Raw genomic sequence first — 16,780 nt, 5'->3', positions numbered from 1 at the left:
CCATCGTCGAGGCGAAACCCGAGCCACCCCGCAAGCCGATGGCCGCCGTCCAATCGAGGCCGGACGGTGCCAGCCGCTCCGATGCCTCGATAGCGGTACCCGGCAAAGTTCAATCAAGGTTCATGCCTCGCCCTTCCGGCGCACCGGGTCGGTCTCCGGAAGCCCGAGGTATCTGCAAAGGAACGGGAGCATGCACGATTTCAGCTACGTCAAGATCAGCCGCCGCAATCTCCTGCTTGCCGGCGCCGCTTCCATGTCGAGCGCCGCCATGCCGGCCGGCGCGGCCCAGGCGAACGCCGCGGCTGTCCAGGAGCGCCCGCCAAGCACCGCCGGGGTCAGCATGAAGGTGAACGGCAAAGCCGTCACCCTACAGCTGGACACCCGCACCACCCTGCTCGACGCCCTGCGCGAACACCTGCGCCTGACCGGCACCAAGAAAGGCTGCGACCAGGGCCAGTGCGGCGCCTGCACGGTCATCGTGGACGGACGCCGCATCAATTCCTGCCTGAGCCTGGCCGTGATGCACGAGGGCGCCGAGGTCACCACCATCGAGGGCCTGGGCAGCAAGGACCGCATGCATCCGCTGCAGGCGGCCTTCGTCAAGCACGACGGCTACCAGTGCGGCTACTGTACCCCGGGCCAGATCTGCTCGGCCGTCGCCGTGCTCGACGAGATCCGCCAGGGCGTGCCCAGCCACGCCAGCGCCGACATCGGCGCGCGCCCCCTGCTGTCCCTCGAAGAGATCCGCGAGCGCATGAGCGGCAATATCTGCCGCTGCGGCGCTTACTCGAACATCCTGGATGCGATCGGCGAAGTTGCGGGCATCGCGGGAATCGCGGGAGAACGCGCATGAAGGCCTTCACCTACCAGCGCGCCGCCAGCGCCGGCGAAGCGGCCGCCGCCGCCGCCCGGACGCCGGGCGCCCGCTTCATCGCGGGCGGCACCAACCTGCTCGACCTGATGAAGCTCGAGATCGAAACGCCCGCCCACCTGATCGACGTCAACGGCCTGGGCTTCGACAAGATCGAAGCCACGCCGGATGGCGGCCTGCGGGTCGGCGCCCTGGTGCGCAATACCGACCTCGCGGCCGACGCCCGCGTGCGCCGCGACTACGGCGTCCTGACGCGGGCCCTGGTCTCCGGCGCCTCCGGCCAGCTGCGCAACAAGGCCACCACGGCCGGCAACCTGCTGCAGCGTACCCGCTGCTACTACTTCTACGACACCAACATGCCCTGCAACAAGCGCAACCCGGGCAGCGGCTGCGGCGCCCTGCAGGGATTCAGCCGCCACCACGCCATCGTCGGCGCCAGCGAAGCCTGCATCGCCACCCATCCGAGCGACATGGCGGTGGCCATGCGCGTGCTGGACGCCGAGGTCGAGACCGTGCGCGCGGACGGCAAGACGCGCGTCATCCCGATCGCCGACTTTCACCGCCTGCCCGGCAACACGCCGCACATCGAGCACGTGCTCGAACCGGGAGAACTGATCACCGCGGTCAAGTTGCCCAAGCCGGCCGGGGGCGTCCAGGTCTACCGCAAGGTGCGCGACCGCTCGTCCTATGCGTTTGCACTGGTGTCGGTGGCCGCCATCGTCCAGCCGGACGGCAGCGGCCGCGTCGCCCTGGGCGGCGTGGCGCACAAGCCCTGGCGCGTCGAGGCGGCCGAAGCGCGCCTGCAGTCCGGGGCGGCCGCCGTGACCGAGCTGCTGCTGGCCGGCAGCAAGACCACCGAGCACAACGCCTTCAAGCTGCCGCTGGTGCAGCGCACCCTGGCCGGCGTCCTGCACGACCTCAAGAAAGCCTGAGCCATGAAATTCACCACGCCAGCCACCCGGAACCCGATCGACCAGCTCAAGATCGTCGGCCGTCCGACGGACCGTATCGACGGCCCGCTCAAGTGCACCGGGACCGCGCCCTACGCCTACGAACGCCACGACATCGCCCCGAACGCGGCGCACGGCTACATCGTCGGCGCCGCCGTCGCCAAGGGCCGCATCGTCTCCGTCGACACCGCCGCCGCGAAGCGCGCTCCGGGCGTACTCGCCGTGGTCACGGCCGCCAACGCCGGCAAGCTGGGCAAGGGCAAATTCAACACCGCCCACCTGCTGGGCGGTCCGAACATCGAGCACTATCACCAGGCCGTCGCCGTCGTCGTCGCCGAGACCTTCGAGCAGGCGCGCGCCGCTGCCGGCCTGGTGCGGGTGCGCTACGAAAAGAAGCCCGGACGCTACGACCTGGCCGCGGCCAAGCCGACGGCGGGCGTGCCCAAGAAGGAGGAAAAGCCCGATACCAGGGTCGGCGACTTCGCACGCGCCTTCGAGGAAGCAGCGGTGCGCCTGGACGCCACCTACACCACGCCCGACCAGTCGCACGCCATGATGGAACCGCACGCCACGCTCGCCCTATGGGAAGGCGGCAAGCTGACGGTCTACACCTCGAACCAGATGGTCGACTGGGGCCGCAAGGACCTGGCCCGCACCCTCGGCCTGCCGCCGGCCAATGTGCGCCTGGTCTCGCCCTTCATCGGCGGCGGCTTCGGCGGCAAGCTGTTCCTGCGCGCCGAGGCCTTGTGCGCGGCGCTCGGCGCGCGCGCCGCCAGGCGGCCGGTCAAGGTGGCCCTGCAGCGCGCCATCATGATGAACAACACCACCCACCGCCCGGCGACCATCCAGCGCATCCGCATCGGCGCTGCGCGCGACGGCAAGATCAGCGCCATCGCCCACGAAAGCTGGTCCGGCGACCTGCCCGATGGCCAGCCGGAGACCGCGGTCCAGCAAACCCGCCTGCTCTACGCCGGCGCGCACCGCATGACGGCCTTGCGCCTGGCCACCCTCGACCTGCCCGAGGCGAACGCCATGCGCGCGCCCGGCGAGGCGCCGGGCATGATGGCGCTCGAAATCGCCATCGACGAGATGGCCGAGAAGCTGGGGATGGACCCGATCGCCTTCCGCATCCTCAACGACACCAAGGTCGATCCGGAAAAGCCGGTCCGTCCGTTCTCGGAACGCCGCTTCGCCGAATGCCTGCGCCTCGGCGCCGACACCTTCGGCTGGAAGAAGCGCAATCCGCGTCCCGGCCAGGTGCGCGACGGCCGCTGGCTGGTCGGCCTGGGCGTGGCGGCCGCCTTCCGCAACAACCTGGTGATGAAGTCGGCGGCGCGCGTGCGCCTGGACCGCGCGGGCAAGGTCATCGTCGAGACCGACATGACCGACATCGGCACCGGCAGCTACACCATCATCGCCCAGACGGCGGCCGAGATGCTGGGCGTCCCGCTCGAGCGCGTCGAGGTGCGCCTGGGCGACTCGGACTTCCCCATCTCCGCCGGCTCGGGCGGCCAGTGGGGCGGCAACAGTTCCACCGCCGGCGTCTACGCGGCCTGCGTCAAGCTGCGCGAAGCGGTCGCGCAGCGCCTGGGCGTGGCGGAAAGCGAGGCCGTGTTCGCCGACGGCGCGGTGCGCGCAGGCGGACGCACGGTGCCGCTGGCCCAGGTGGCGGCAGGCGCGGAACTGGTCGGCGAGGACATCATGGAGTACGGCGACCTGGACAAGAAATTCCAGCAATCGACCTTCGGCGGCCACTTCGTCGAAGTAGCGGTCGATGCCTACACCGGCGAGACCCGCGTGCGGCGCATGCTGGCGGTCTGCTCGGCCGGGCGCATCCTCAACCCGAAGTCGGCGCGCAGCCAGGTGATCGGCGCCATGACCATGGGCGTGGGCGCGGCCCTGATGGAGGAACTGGTGGTGGACCAGCGCCACGGCTTCTTCGTCAACCACGACCTGGCCAGCTACGAGGTGCCGGTGCACGCCGACATCCCGCACCAGGACGTGATCTTCCTCGAGGAGGCCGATCCGGTCTCCTCGCCGATGAAGGCCAAGGGCGTGGGCGAGCTGGGGATCTGCGGGGTGGCCGCCGCGGTGGCGAATGCGATCTACAACGCCACCGGCGTGCGCGTGCGCGACTATCCGATCACGCTCGACAAGCTGATCGCGAAGATGCCGCTATCAAGCTAGAAGATCGGCGGCCGGCCCTCAGGCCGCGTCGCCGTCCGCCACCACCCGGTTGCGGCCGCCGCGCTTGGCGGCGTAGAGCGCCTTGTCGGCCGCTTCGATCAGGGCCGCCGGTTCGTTCAGGCGGTCCTTGTCGAAGCTCGCCACGCCTATGCTGAGAGTGACCATCGGATGCACGGCCGCGGGCGCATGAACCAGGTTCAGCGCGGCCACGTGCTCACGGATCGCGTTGGCGTGCGCGCGCGCCTGTTCCAGCGAGGTATCCGGCAGGATGGCGGCGAACTCTTCGCCGCCATAGCGCGCCGCGACATCGGCCGGGCGCTTGAGCATGGCGGCAAGCGCCTGCGCCACCGTGGTCAGGCAGCTGTCGCCCTGCTGGTGGCCGAAGTGGTCGTTGTAGGCCTTGAAGGAATCGATGTCGACCAGCAGCAGCGACAGCGCGCCGCCCGCGCGCTGGGCGCGGCGCAGTTCGCGCTCCAGCGCCACGTCGAAGTGGCGGCGGTTGGCGATGCCGGTCAGGCCGTCCACATAAGAGCGGGCGCGCAGCGACTCGGCGTGGTCGAGCAGCTTGCGTTCGCGCACGGCGGAGCCGCTGACGTCGCGGATCTCGATCATGCAGCAGCGTTCGCCGTCCTCGCTGAAGGGCGTCACCGACACCGCCTGCTCGATCAGGGCGCCGTCGAAGCTGCCGGCCTCGCGCAGCGGGAAAGGCGTGCGGTCCTGCGACTGCGGGATAGTGACCGCCTGCCCATCGGTCAGCGCCGCCAGCACCGCCGCTTCGACCCGCGAGCCGCGCAGGGCCGGGAACACGTCGAACAAGGGCTGTCCCTGGACTCGGGAGGCGGACCGTCCGGAACGGGGCACCATCCAGCTGTTCCACAAGGCGATTTCTTGCTGGCTGTCGACGACGACGATGCCGCAGTCGACCAGGTTCATGATGCGCGCCGCCAGCCCGGCGCCTGCTTCTGGCTTGGAGATGAGCACGATTTGTTGAAAAAAAGAAATAAACCGGCGAATGATACCGGAATTTCAACAGTTTGCGCGAAGCTTTTGGCGGGCTGTCCTGGCGAATCGCACGCCCATGCGCACGCTTGAACCGCCGCTCGCCGCCGCTGTGCTATGGTTAGCACAAGCACAAGACGCCTTGCATACCATGAACACCGACAACGTCTTCCCTTTTGAACGCCGCGCACCGCCCTCGCCGCCCGCCGATTTCGACGCCGGCCAGGCCATCCGCACCTGCCGCTCGCTGATGCAGAGCCTGGGACAGTACGACCTGTCCGAGACCGTCTACGAAGCCTGCGTCCTCATGCTCCTGGTGAATCTGCACGACCTGCTGCAGACCGCCAGGGCGAGCGGCCGCCCGCTGGTGTTTGGCGATTACATCGATCCGAAGGAAGATGCGTCCAACATCACGGAGCTGGTGGCGAAGTGCCGCAACGCGGCCTGCCACGTGTGGACCAAGCCGGCCGCGGGACAGTCGCCCGGGCAGTCGGCCGGGTACCGTTTCTACCGCGTGGCCGGCTATTGCCCGCGCGCGACCCAGCTGGACGACAAGGTCCTGGGCTGCGACTACCACGACGATGTGGCGATCTATTACGGGCGCTACCGGCTCTACCTGAAGCGGCACGTGCTGCGCGCGATCGAGGAATTGGCGGTGCTGTTCGGCACCGCGCCGGCGCCGGGCTGAGCCGGGATCAGCGAGGAGCCTGCAAGGTCTGCCAGGCCATCGCGACGCACACCACGCCGACGAAGAACAGCAAGCCCCAGACGAACCAGCGCATCGAGTTCGCCAGCCCGCCGACGGCGCGGTTCGCACGCTCGTCGAGCTTGCCGCGCCGGCGCGCCGCGTTCATCAGCATCGAAATGAAGACGAACGAGGTCGCCAGGATCAGTACCGCTTTCATGCCGGGCAGGTCCTCAGGTGCGTGCGGCGACCAGGGCCAGCGCGATCAGCGCCAGCAGCGAAGAGACGCCGGTGGCGACGCTCAGCCAGAGCATGCGGGTGCGGATGACATCCATCTTGGCGATCAGCTGGGCGTTCTGGTCGGCCAGGTTGGCGATGATCTCCGAGGCCGACAGCATCTGGCCGCGCAGCTCGCCCACCGTGGTCTCGTTCTTGTCCAGGCGCGCCATGACGATGCCGAACACGTCTTCCTGCGGTTCGATCTCGTCGATGATGGGACCCGGCGGCGGCATGGTGCCGGAGCGGCGCGCCACGGTGTCCCACAGGCGGCGCGCACCCGTTGCCACCTGGGGCGCGGCGTGGATCACCTCGCTCCACGGCACGGTCTTCAATACCTTCCACCAGCTTGCTGCCATACCTGCTCCTTGTCGATGTCGATTTGTCTATTTACCCCTGAGCATACCATCGCCGGTGAGGACGGCCAAACGGCGCACGGCAGGCGCGCGCCGGGCGGAACGCGTGCGTGCCTTCTTCGGCGCTTGCGGTAGGATGCAGCCATGTGTGGACGATTTGACCAGAGCCAGACGGCGCGCAACTACGCCAGCGCCTTCGGCTGGACGGACGCCGTATTCGACAGCGAATCCGATCCGGCCTATAACGTCGCGCCCGGCACTTACCGGCCGGTGATGCACATCCAGGATGGCGAGCGGCGCGTGGACGACGTGTACTGGAGCTACCAGGCGCGCTGGGCCAAGGACAAGGTCCCGGTCTGCATCAACGCCCGCATGGAAAAGCTCACCAACCGCTACTGGCGCGCGCTGATGAAATCAGGGCGCGGCGTGGTCGCGGCCGACGGCTGGTACGAATGGACCGGCGAAAAAGGCCACAAGCAGCCCTGGCACATCCACCGCAAGGACCGTGCACCCCTCTATATGCTGGCGCTGGCGAATTTCGGCGCCTTCACCGAGAACCGGGCCGAGGCCGGCTTCGTCCTGATCACCGACGACGCGTCGGGCGGAATGCTGGACATCCACGACCGGCGCCCGGTGGTACTCGATGCGGAAGATGCGGCGCTCTGGCTCGACCCTGCCCTGACGCCCGATGAAGCCGCCGAGCTGGCGCGCCGCGCGGCGCTGCCGCCGGAAGCCTTCGAGTGGCACAAGGTCAGCACCGATGTGAACAAGGGCAAGCAAGGGCCGCAGATCGCGCTGCCGATCGACTAGCCTCACCGGCCCGGCCGGCAGGCCCTCCCCTCGTACTGGTGCCGGTTCAGCACGTAGGCCTTGCCATTCCAGCGCTCTACCGGAAAACAGAAGCCGGGGCCGCCGACCTCGAGGTCCGGCCAGCCGTCCTTGCCCTTCGCAGGCAAGACAGCCACCATGCCCGTCCCGCCCGTGATTTTTTTCCAGCTGCCGGTGGCCTGTTTCGACACCAGCGTGTAGGCGGCGCCGCTATGCCCGAAACAAAAGCTGCTGCTTTCGGTGATCAGCGCTTCGGGCAAGCCATCGCCGTTCAGGTCACGCACCTCGCTGAGTTCGCCTGGCGAATACGCCGGCGACGGATCTTCGCACTTGCGCCACTGCTTGCCCTTCAGCGTAAAGCCGGCGGCCTTGAAGGCGGCCGCTTCGTCCGCCGGGGTGAGCGAGGAGGATGCGCCAAGCGCAGGGGCGCTGCCGGCCAGCAGCGCGGCGGCGGCAATCGGGACGAGCGTTTTCATGGGATTGTCCTTCCGCGTCGGGTGGGAAGGACTCCATTATGCTCCCGGCCGCCAGAAAAGTTCATCCGTCGGACACGGGCCATCGCGCCCCCGCTGCTGCCCGAGGTCCGAGCTCCTACAGCACGGCCGCCTGCCCGGCGCCTGCGACGTAAATGCGGGCCGTGCCGGCAGCGGCTGGAGCGGCGCCCGGGGCCGGTGCAGTGGGGGCCACGGGCATGGCGGCCGTCTCGGCAGGCTGAGGCGCCGGAGCGGCCGGCGCCGGTTCAGGCGTGGCGCTCTCCGCGGACGGTCCCGCGGTCTCATCGGCGCTGGTGCCGGCGATCGCGGCGGCCGTTGCCGCTTCCGCCACCGCCGGATTCCTTGGGTCGAAGCGGACGGCCGCAGAAGTCTTGCTGTCGAGCACCTCGGCTGCGGTCTGGGTCACCGGACCGGCGGCTGCGGCGTCGCCGCCATTGCCGCCGCACGCGCTCAACAGGATCGCGGCGCAGCCGCACAGCAGGCCGCGTCCGAGGGCAATCGACGAAACTTGAACGAATTTGTGCATGCGAAACTCCCTGAGCCAAAGAAACGGATGCTTCTTTGAGTGGAGGAAACTTCCTAAGTTCAACTTTTTTTTTCGCTGTTTCCTCGGGTAGCACACACCATATGGTTTCTTGATAGAAATCAGCTATTTGCATGATCCAAATCGCAAGATCCACGCAACTAAGGTGCGGGGCGGACGGTCGAACCGGACTGCCATCACTTGCGAAGGAACACCATGGGCGAATACATGCAAATCCGGGGGATGCTGCGCGAAGACGAGCAATACGCAGGCCTGATCCTGGGGAAGGAAGAACCCGACTACCACCTGATCCTGCTGCCCGGCGACGTGGCGGACGTGAGCTGGCCGGCGGCCTGCGACTGGGCCATGCAGAACGGCGGCGTGCTGCCGTCCCGGCGCGAACTGGCGCTCCTGTTCGCCAACCTGCGCGAAGCCTTCGAACGCGAGTGGTACTGGTCCAGCGAGCCGCACGAAACCCGGGTCCAGCTGGTCTGGGGCCAGAACTTTGCGAGCGGCATCCAGACCATCTACGGGCGGCCCTACCGCGGCCATGCGCGCGCGGTCAGGCGCATCCCGAGCGCTTGATCCCCGGTCCGGGATACGCCGCGCCCGGGATCAGCGTTCCGGCACGCTGGCGCGGCCGATCGGCTGGTCCATGTTGGCCAGGAACCAGGCGGTGGCCGTCATCACCGCCACGTGGCGGCGCAGGTGGTCCGGGTCCACCTTGTCCAGCGTGTCGGCCGGCGTGTGGTGGTAATCGAAATAGCTGGAGGTGTCGATCAGCGGAGCGAAGCTGGGCACGCCCGCGCGCTCCAGGCCCGACAGGTCGCCGGTCTGCAAGGCGTCCTGGCGCTGGAAAACGCCCGCGCCCAGCGGCTGCAGGGTGGCCTGCAGCGGAGTGAACAGCTTCATCGCCTGCGGGGGCACGCTGGTGCGCATGCCGAACGGACGGCCGGCGCCGTTGTCGCTTTCGATCGCGCCGAAGTGCTTGCCGGCGTTGCCCTCCTCGGCCGCCAGGTAGCCGCGCGCGCCGCGCGTGCCGTTCTCTTCGTTCATCCAGGCGATCATGCGGATCGTGCGGCGCGGACGGTAATCGAGCTTCTTCAAGGTATCGAGCACGGCCATTGCGCTGGCCACGCCGGCCGCGTCGTCGTGCGCGCCGGTGGACAGGTCCCAGGAATCCAGGTGGCCGGACACGATCACGATCTCGTCGGCCTTGTCGGTGCCCGGCAGGTCGGCGATCACGTTGTAGCTGTCGGCGTCCGGCAGGATCTGCGGGGTCAGCACCATGCGCATGCTCAGCGGGCCACGCTTGGCCAGGCGCGCCATCAGCATGGCGTCCTCCGCCGTCACGGCCGCCGCCGGGATGCGCGCGTTGTCCTGCAGGCCGGTGCCGCCCGTGTGCGGCAGGCGGTAGCTGGCGCCGCCCACCGAGCGCACCAGGGCCGCCGCCGCGCCCAGCTCGGCGGCCAGGCGCGGGCCGTCGCGGCGGTAGGCGGAGCCCTGGCCGTACGCCGGTCCGGCCAGGCCGCGGTCCGCCATGTGCTGGTCGAAGGCCACGTCGAACAGGACGATCTTGCCCTTCACCTCGCCGGCGCGCGCCTTCAGCTCGTCGAAACTCCTGACGACCAGCACCGGCGCCGTCAATCCCTCGGCCGGGGTCGCGCCCGAGCCGCCCAGGGCGGTGAGCACCACGCGCTGGGTGATCCCCTCGGGACGGCCCTTGTACGCGACCAGCTCGCCGGTCTCGACGCCGCGCACCCAGTGCGGCACCTTGACCGGCTGCAGGGTCACCTTGGCGCCCAGCTTGCGCATGGCCTCGGCCACCTGGGCCACCGCCGCCGCCGCGCCCGGCGAGCCGGACAGGCGCGGGCCGATCAGGTCGGTCATGTCCGCCGTGCGCTCCCAGGCGTAGTCGCTCTGCATCGCGGCGTCGCGGATCTTCGCCAGCGCGGCCGGATCGTTGCCGGGACTGGCGGCGTAGGCGGACAGGCTGGCCAGGCTGGCAAGGCTGGCCGCAAGGACGGTCAGGACGGGGAGACGGAGGCTACGGCGGTTCATGCGTGGGTATCCTATGGTCGGGTCGACGAAGACGCCAACAATAGCGCATCCGGTGCGTTTTTGCCGAGCTTTTATTTCCGTATTGACATGTATTTTACTGAGGGACCAGGCGCACCAGGGTGATCTCGGACGGCGCGCCGAAGCGCTTGGGCGGGCCCCAGTAGCCGGTGCCGCGGCTGGTGTACACCCACATCTCGCGCACCCGCTTCAGGCCGGCCACGAAGGGCTGCTGCAGGGGCACGAACAGGTTCCAGGGGAAGAACTGGCCGCCGTGCGTATGGCCGGACAGCTGCAGGTGGAAGCCGGCGGCCGCCGCTTCCGGCGCGCTGCGCGGCTGGTGGGCCAGCAGCACGCGCACGTCGACGTCCTGCGGCGCCCCAGCCGCGGCGGCGCGCGGGTCGCTGCGGTGGGCGGGATTGAAGAAATGCGCCGTGTAGTCGGCCACCCCGGCAATCATGAGGGCCGCCGAGCCGCGCCGGCGCACCACGTGCTGGTTGAGCAGCACGGTCACGCCCAGGCGGCGCACCTCGGCGATCCATTCTTCGGCGCCCGAATAGTATTCGTGGTTGCCGGTGACAAAGTACACGCCGTCGGGCGCGGCCAGGCGCGCCAGCGGCTGGGTGTGCAGGCTGAGGCGCTGCACGCTGCCGTCGACCAGGTCGCCCGTGATCGCGATGGCGTCGGCGCCGAGCGCGTTGACCTTGTTGACGATGGCGTTCAGGAAGGCGCGCTTGATGGTCGGCCCCACATGGATGTCGGAGATCTGGGCGATGGAATAGCCATGCAGCTCGGGCGGCAGCCGGGCGATCGGCACGTCGACCCTGACCACGCGCGCGACCCGGCGCGCGTTCACGAAGCCGACCAGGGTCACGCCGGCGGCCACCAGCGGCACCGCGAGCGCACTGCCCCGGCCGATCGCCGGGCTCAGGAGGCCGGCCGCCATCAGGCCCAGCAGCACCAGGTCGCGCAGCAGGGTCGCCACCAGCAGCGAAGAAAAAAAGCCCATCGACAGCAGCCCGGCCCAGGCCACCATCCCCGACCAGCGCCGGCGGCGCAGCGAAGCCGACATCAGACCGACCGGAACCAGCACGGTCAGCAGCACCAGGGCGAGCACGGCGGCGATGTTGCCGGCCATCCCCAGCGCCAGGTCGGGCAGCAGCCGCATGCCGATGTACACCTGGAGCAGGACGAGGAGGGAAAGCAGGATCACGAAGCTACGGCTGGGTCGCATGGAAGTGGACGCGGAAAGAAGATGCTGGGTAGATGGGGCGGCGGCGCGCCACTGCAAGGGCCGGCCGCGGCAGCGGCGGCGGCGGCGGCGGCGGCGGCGGCGGCCAATGTTACAGCCGCGCCGGAGTTGTAAGAATCTGTATTAACGCGTGGAATGCTTGGAACACGAGGCTATAGTGATTCCATGCCCGGCGTTGCAGCGATCATCCGATCTCCGCTGGGGCGAGAGGAAAAAGCCATGTTGAATTCGCAAACCTTTGGTGCGGTCCTGCTGGCGGCTGCCGCTGCTTCGCCAGCGGCCATGGCTGGCGACCGCGGTACGAACACAGCCGTTGGCGCGGTGCTCGGCGCCGCCATCGGCCATAGTGCCGGCGGCACCGAGGGCGCCATCGTCGGCGGCGTGCTGGGCGCGGCGGTGGGCAGCTCGATCTCGACCCGCGACGACCGCCGCTACTACGATAATCGTGGCTATTACGACAACCGTGGTTATTACGACAACCGCGGCTACGCCACCAGCAACTACCGCCCGGCGCCGGTCTACGTGCAGCCGCGCCCGGTGTATGTGGAACCGCGTCCGGTCTATGTCCAGCCGCGCCCCGTGTACATCGAGTCGCGCCCGGTCTACGTCCATCCGGGACGCGGCCATGGCCATGGCCGCCGCCACTGGGACCGCGATGACCGCTGGGACCGCGGCGACCGCTGGGATCGCGGCGACCGCGGCTACTACGGCCGCTGATCACCCCTTCCGTCCTCTGGACGGCAGCAAGCGGGGCCGGACCTGTTCCGCAGGATCCGGCCCTTCGTTCGTTCAGCGCTCGGCCGTCACCGGGCAGAAGCGGAACGGGAATGGCGTCGCACCCAGGGCGGCGGGATAAGTCTTGCAAGCGGCCTCGTCGATCCTCAGGCCATAACGGCGCATTCCCTGCCGGGCAGCCTGCATGAGGGCGCGGTCTTGTTCCGGCAGTCCTGCGAGGTAGCGCTGCGGCAACTCCAGCGTGCAGGCGCGTCCGGGCTCGGCGGCCGCTTTGACGTCGGCGTGGAGGCGGCGCGCCAGTTTCTCCAGCCGGGCGCAGCCTTGCGTACTCGCGGTGAAGCCGAAGAAGTCCGCCAGCGCGCGCTTGCGTTGCAGACTGTTCTCCTTGTCGCTCCTGGCTGCCGCCAGCATCACGTAATGCGGCCCCGGGCGGGACCCGACGGCAGCCTGGATGCGCTCCAGATAGGGGGGCGATTCCGGGAAGCCGCCGGCCAGCGCAATGAGCTTCACGTCCCGCGGGAAGAAGGTCGCCAGCCAGCCCATCGGCGGATCCCCATGGGCCGTAAACACGATGGTGGCAGCCGGCCGCGCAAGCGGCGGCACTTGCGCGCTGAAGTTCGGCGAGGCCCAGCCGCCGTGTCCCCAGGTGTCGAAGGGGAACACCACGATGGTGGTGGCGGCCAGCAGCCAGCCGCCGATCCGCACCGCCCTGCCGGGCGCCGCCAGGCGCTCAATGAGGATCCAGATCAGCAGTGGCGCCAGCAGTTCGAGCGGCACCAGATAGCGGTAGATGCCGAACAGCTTCATCCAGGCCAGGTAGGCGACCAGGGCGAAGATCAGGATGAAACGCGCACGTGGCGAAAGCCGGGCGTGCGCCTTCCGGCCGCGGACACCGTCCACCGCCAGCACCACCAGGAACAGCAGCGCCAGCGCATAGAGGACAGGCACGGCCGCGATCTTGAGCGGGATTTCCGATACGCGGCCGACATCGATGGCGAAGACGAAGGGCCAGAACAAGGCTTCCAGCGCATGGCGCGGCAGGTGGAAATCGTCGATCACGCCCAATTGCTGCGCCAGCGGGCTGCGGAAGATGTTGTTGAACTGAGGGAAGAGCGGATTGCCGAAGCGCTCCCACATCTCCAGCCACCAGTAGCCCCCCGTGACCAGCATCCCCGCCAGGACCCCGCAGCCTTGCGTGAAGGCCAGGGCAAACCGCGCGCGCAAGGGGGCGGCCAGGCCCAGCAGCAGCGCGATGCAGAGCGCGGCGGCATAGGTGGCATTGGTCAGTTTCAGGCCCGTGCCGAGTCCCATGAGCAGGCCGGACAGCAGCATGAGGCTGGCCGCGGCGGCGGACCAGGCCTGCAGCGCCTCCCAGCGCCGCAGCACCAGCAGCAGCGAGGACAGGACCAGCAGCGCGGTCAGGTTGTCCCCCATCGTATTGCCCAGCTCCGACAGGAAGGCGGCGCCGCAGGTCCCTGACAGGGCCAGCAGCAGCGCCAGGCGCGCGCCGCCGGCGCGCTCGCCGAGCAGGCGGCGGCCTATGGCCAGCAGCAGCACGAAGTTCAGCCCATGCACATAGCCCATCAGGAAACCGACCACGGGGCCGGGCAGTGTCGTACTCAGCAGGTAATAAGGAAGGTCGATCAGCGGATTGAAATAGCTCTGCCACTGGCCCGGGGCCATGTCGATGTCCAGCCGCCCGTTCAGCAAGGCGTAGGCGTTGTACCAGTGATAGTTCCTCAGGTCCCAGTTCTGGTCCTGGCCGAGGCCGACCGACAGCAGGCCGAACAGCACCGGCACGAGCCACATGGCGCGGCGCGGCGCCCGCGGGTGCGCCAGCGCCGCGGTGCGGCGCACGAACCATGCTTCGAGTGCGGCGAACAGCCGCTTAGGAGAACCCATCGACATCCCTCATGCTCTGAATACCAGGAATTTCGCGCTGACGAAATTGACGGCCAGCCCGGCGGCGGAACCGCAGGCCACGGCGGCGCCCGGCGCCCACCACGCTTCCGGCAGCAGCGAGAGCACCAGCCCGTACACCAGCAAATTGACCGCCATTCCGCCCGCCATGCTCGCGAGGTAGCGCACCCACTCGCGCCAGGGCGACGCGGTCGCCGTGAAGGTGTAGCGCCGGTTGGCGGCCCAGGTGAAGCTCGCCGCCGCCAGGAATGACAGCAGGCGCCCCCCAATCCAGCCGGCCCCCAAGGCCAGCGCGGCGTAGAGGACGGCCATGTCGACCACCATGCCGAAGGCGCCGGCCACGGCGAAGCGGCCGAACTGCCCCGCCGGGCGTGCGTCCCTACGCATTTTCGCCGGACGGATCGAAGGCGGGCACGGCGAGATAGGAAAAACGCTTCTGCTCGATGCGTCCCTTGGTGACGGCGTCGAGGATGATGCCGCAAGCGAGCAGGATCACCCCGAGCAGCATCAATGCCGCGCACAGCACGGCGGTGGGCAGGCGCGGCACCAGGCCGGTTTCCAGGTAGGTGACGAAGATCGGAATCGCCAGGTCGATCGAGGCCAGGGCGCACAGGGCAAAGGCGATCGAATAGAAACCCAGCGGCTTTTCGGACTTGAACAGCCGCAGGATGGTCAGGAAGATGCGCACGCCGTCGCGGCAGGTACTGAGCTTGCTGACCGAGCCTGCCGGGCGTGCGCCGTACACGGTCTCGACTTCCGCCACTGGCATGCGGAGCTCGAGTGCGTGCACCGTCAGCTCGGTCTCGATCTCGAAACCCGAGGAATGCGCCGCGAACGACTTCACGTAGCGCCGCGAGAACACCCGGTAGCCGGACAGGATGTCGGTGAAGGTGCGGCCGAAGATCGTCGAGAGGAAGCCGGTCAGCATGCTGTTGCCCGTCCGGTGGCCGAAACGGTAGGCGCCCTGCCCGGCGCTGACGCGGCTGCCCACGACCATGTCCAGGCCGTCGTGCAGCAGCCTGTCGACCAGCCTCGGCGCCGCGCTCACGTCATAGGTGCCGTCGCCGTCGATCATGATGTAGGCGTCGGCCTCGACGTCGGCGAACATGCGCCGCACCACGCTGCCCTTGCCCTGCATCGCCACGTTGCGGACGATGGCGCCGGCCTCGCGCGCAAGCTGGCCCGTGTTGTCGCTGGAATTGTTGTCGAAGACGTAGACCTGGGCCTGCGGCAGGTGGACGTGGAAGTCGCGCACCAGCTGCCCGATCGTCAGCGCCTCGTTATAGCAGGGGATGACGACGGCGATGCGCAGCGCGCTGGGCGCTGCCTGTGCGTCGACAGTTCCGCTTGCGGCTGGGTGAAGCAGGTCGTGCTGGGCGCTCATGAGGCTCGTCGAACTCTCATCAATTGCAAATTCGCAAATTATAGCTTTCCGATACAAATCGTGGCCTGCGCGCGCGTCAACAGGACGCGCGCCCCGCTTTCATCCGCCCCCCGCTTGTCCAGGGCATTGGCGGATGAGGAGAGAACATGGTCGAAGCAGGCAGCATCGTGGAACTGGCGGGTGGACACTACCGGCTGCGCGAAGCGCTGGCCGGCTCCGCCTACGGCGTGGTATGGCGCGCCGACGCCCCGGGCGCCGGACCGGGCGTGGCGCTCAAGCTGGTCAACACCGAGCAGATGGAACGCGCGCCGGCGCCGCTTCGCGCCCGCTGGATCGCCTGCGCCCGCACCGAGCTCGCCTTCCTGCGCGGCCTGGCGCCCTGGGACGGCCGCCACATCGTGCGCCTGGTCGACGCCGGCGAACACCAGGGCATGCCGGCGCTGGCGCTCGAACTGCTGGACGGCGACCTGGCCGCCCACCTGGCCGCAGAGCAGGCCGCCGGCCGCCCGGTGCCGGTACTGCAGGCCCTCGACTGGGCCGCGCAGGTCAACCAGGCGCTGGCCAAGGTGCACGCCTATGGCTGGCGCCACCTCGACCTCAAGCCCGGCAACCTGCTGCTCGAGCGCGGCACGAACACCCTCAAGCTGGCCGATTTCGGCACCAACCGGCGCCTCGACGACCTGCGCGCCCACTCCTACGGCGGCACCGCCAACTGGCAGGCTCCCGAGCAGTTCTTCCCCGGAGCGGACGGCTACCTGACCGGCGCGGCCTGCGACATTTTCGCCCTCGGCGCCCTGCTCTACTACCTGGTGTGCGGACGCCTGCTGCGCTACAGCGCCGCCTGCGGCCAGGCCTGGCAGGCCCATGGACGAGAGGCGGCGGCCGTGCTGGCGGCCCAGGGCCGGCCGGCCGCCCTGCAGGCCGACGAGGCCGCCCTGTTCGCCGGCCGCGCCGCCCCGGCCCTGCCCCTGCTGCGCAAACTGCTGGCCGAGCGGCCCGGGGACCGTCCCCGGCACGCGCTGGAAATCAGCCGGATGCTGGCCGATGCGGCGGCGGCCCTGCGCCAGCCCGCCTTGCGGAGCGCGGCATGAAGGGCCTGCTGCGCCGGCTTGCCCTGCCGCTCGCCCTGGCCGGCGCGCTGTGCGCCTTGCAGCTGCTGGCCCTGCTGCGGGCGCCCGCCGCATGGATGCCTGCCGCGATCGGCGTCCAGCTGCGGCCCGGCGAGACCCTCGTCCTGGGCGCCCAGGCGCTGGCGGCGCCGC

Annotated in this window: 18 protein-coding genes; 8 read left to right on the top strand and 10 right to left on the bottom strand. The window is 69.2% G+C overall.

What is annotated here, in order from left to right; translation table 11 throughout:
• Positions 1-190 precede the first annotated feature (190 nt).
• The 3 genes from paoA to paoC are packed head-to-tail and all read left to right on the top strand — an operon-like array spanning position 191 to position 4,008.
• Positions 191-853, top strand: coding sequence for an aldehyde dehydrogenase iron-sulfur subunit PaoA (gene paoA, locus KBW95_RS14045; protein ID WP_211528549.1), 663 nt, complete (start codon positions 191-193; stop codon positions 851-853).
• The gene (locus KBW95_RS14040; protein WP_211528548.1) at positions 850-1,803 is read left to right on the top strand and encodes a xanthine dehydrogenase family protein subunit M; all 954 of its coding nucleotides are present in this window, start codon (positions 850-852) and stop codon (positions 1,801-1,803) included. The genes paoA and KBW95_RS14040 overlap by 4 nt, the downstream gene beginning before the upstream one ends.
• Positions 1,804-1,806: 3 nt before the next feature.
• Positions 1,807-4,008: an aldehyde oxidoreductase molybdenum-binding subunit PaoC gene (gene paoC / locus KBW95_RS14035; protein ID WP_211528547.1), complete on the top strand. Its 2,202-nt coding sequence runs from the start codon at positions 1,807-1,809 to the stop codon at positions 4,006-4,008.
• Between the two features lie 18 nt (positions 4,009-4,026).
• Here paoC and KBW95_RS14030 read toward each other — a convergent pair whose 3' ends face one another.
• A complete protein-coding gene (locus KBW95_RS14030) occupies positions 4,027-4,989 on the bottom strand; it encodes a diguanylate cyclase domain-containing protein (RefSeq protein ID WP_373888801.1) in 963 nt (320 codons plus the stop codon).
• Between the two features lie 169 nt (positions 4,990-5,158).
• Here KBW95_RS14030 and KBW95_RS14025 point away from each other — a divergent pair, with 169 nt between their 5' ends.
• A complete protein-coding gene (locus KBW95_RS14025; RefSeq protein ID WP_211528546.1) occupies positions 5,159-5,695 on the top strand; it encodes a hypothetical protein in 537 nt (178 codons plus the stop codon).
• Between the two features lie 7 nt (positions 5,696-5,702).
• On the opposite strand, the gene KBW95_RS14020 is transcribed toward KBW95_RS14025, so the two are convergent.
• Both KBW95_RS14020 and KBW95_RS14015 read right to left on the bottom strand, forming a co-directional pair.
• Positions 5,703-5,912 carry a hypothetical protein gene (locus KBW95_RS14020; RefSeq protein WP_211525959.1) on the bottom strand — a complete coding sequence of 70 codons (210 nt, stop codon included), beginning with the start codon at positions 5,910-5,912 and terminating at the stop codon, positions 5,703-5,705.
• A 13-nt stretch (positions 5,913-5,925) separates the two neighbouring features.
• Positions 5,926-6,327: a hypothetical protein gene (locus KBW95_RS14015; RefSeq protein ID WP_229429750.1), complete on the bottom strand. Its 402-nt coding sequence runs from the start codon at positions 6,325-6,327 to the stop codon at positions 5,926-5,928.
• Between the two features lie 141 nt (positions 6,328-6,468).
• Here KBW95_RS14015 and KBW95_RS14010 point away from each other — a divergent pair, with 141 nt between their 5' ends.
• Positions 6,469-7,134, top strand: coding sequence for an SOS response-associated peptidase (locus tag KBW95_RS14010; protein WP_211525958.1), 666 nt, complete (start codon positions 6,469-6,471; stop codon positions 7,132-7,134).
• Between the two features lie 2 nt (positions 7,135-7,136).
• Here the strand turns inward: KBW95_RS14010 and KBW95_RS14005 are convergent, their stop codons facing one another.
• On the bottom strand, positions 7,137-7,628 hold the full coding sequence (locus KBW95_RS14005) for a hypothetical protein (RefSeq protein WP_211528545.1): 492 nt from the start codon (positions 7,626-7,628) through the stop codon (positions 7,137-7,139).
• 115 nt (positions 7,629-7,743) lie between these two features.
• Positions 7,744-8,172 carry a hypothetical protein gene (locus KBW95_RS14000; RefSeq protein ID WP_211525956.1) on the bottom strand — a complete coding sequence of 143 codons (429 nt, stop codon included), beginning with the start codon at positions 8,170-8,172 and terminating at the stop codon, positions 7,744-7,746.
• A gap of 225 nt (positions 8,173-8,397) precedes the next feature.
• Here KBW95_RS14000 and KBW95_RS13995 point away from each other — a divergent pair, with 225 nt between their 5' ends.
• Positions 8,398-8,754 carry a DUF1566 domain-containing protein gene (locus KBW95_RS13995; RefSeq protein ID WP_229429749.1) on the top strand — a complete coding sequence of 119 codons (357 nt, stop codon included), beginning with the start codon at positions 8,398-8,400 and terminating at the stop codon, positions 8,752-8,754.
• Between the two features lie 30 nt (positions 8,755-8,784).
• Here KBW95_RS13995 and KBW95_RS13990 read toward each other — a convergent pair whose 3' ends face one another.
• Together KBW95_RS13990 and KBW95_RS13985 are read right to left on the bottom strand one after the other, a co-directional pair.
• Entirely contained in the window at positions 8,785-10,230 is a 1,446-nt protein-coding gene (locus KBW95_RS13990; RefSeq protein ID WP_211528544.1) for a M20/M25/M40 family metallo-hydrolase, read from the bottom strand.
• Between the two features lie 94 nt (positions 10,231-10,324).
• Positions 10,325-11,461, bottom strand: a complete 1,137-nt coding sequence (locus tag KBW95_RS13985; RefSeq protein WP_211528543.1) for a metallophosphoesterase — start codon at positions 11,459-11,461, stop codon at positions 10,325-10,327.
• 237 nt (positions 11,462-11,698) lie between these two features.
• Between KBW95_RS13985 and KBW95_RS13980 the strand changes: the two genes are divergently transcribed.
• Entirely contained in the window at positions 11,699-12,196 is a 498-nt protein-coding gene (locus KBW95_RS13980; RefSeq protein WP_211528542.1) for a glycine zipper domain-containing protein, read from the top strand.
• 72 nt (positions 12,197-12,268) lie between these two features.
• On the opposite strand, the gene KBW95_RS13975 is transcribed toward KBW95_RS13980, so the two are convergent.
• From KBW95_RS13975 to KBW95_RS13965, 3 genes are read right to left on the bottom strand one after another with little or no spacing between them, the layout of a single operon-like run.
• A complete protein-coding gene (locus KBW95_RS13975; protein WP_211528541.1) occupies positions 12,269-14,116 on the bottom strand; it encodes a hypothetical protein in 1,848 nt (615 codons plus the stop codon).
• Positions 14,117-14,125: 9 nt separating this feature from the next.
• A complete protein-coding gene (locus KBW95_RS13970; RefSeq protein WP_211525950.1) occupies positions 14,126-14,521 on the bottom strand; it encodes a GtrA family protein in 396 nt (131 codons plus the stop codon).
• Positions 14,514-15,518: a glycosyltransferase gene (locus tag KBW95_RS13965; protein ID WP_211528540.1), complete on the bottom strand. Its 1,005-nt coding sequence runs from the start codon at positions 15,516-15,518 to the stop codon at positions 14,514-14,516. The genes KBW95_RS13970 and KBW95_RS13965 overlap by 8 nt, the downstream gene beginning before the upstream one ends.
• 146 nt (positions 15,519-15,664) lie before the next feature.
• On the opposite strand from KBW95_RS13965, the gene KBW95_RS13960 reads away from it, so the two are divergent.
• Positions 15,665-16,609 (top strand): protein kinase, encoded by a 945-nt coding sequence (locus KBW95_RS13960; RefSeq protein ID WP_211528539.1) that lies wholly within the window; start codon positions 15,665-15,667, stop codon positions 16,607-16,609.
• The last annotated feature ends 171 nt before the right edge of the window (positions 16,610-16,780 follow it).

This window comes from Massilia sp. ZL223, assembly GCF_018119395.1.
In the GTDB taxonomy this organism is placed as follows: Bacteria; Pseudomonadota; Gammaproteobacteria; order Burkholderiales; family Burkholderiaceae_D; genus Telluria.
The sequence above is the reverse complement of the archived record's forward strand: the minus strand, read 5'-3'. Positions and strand labels throughout refer to the sequence as shown.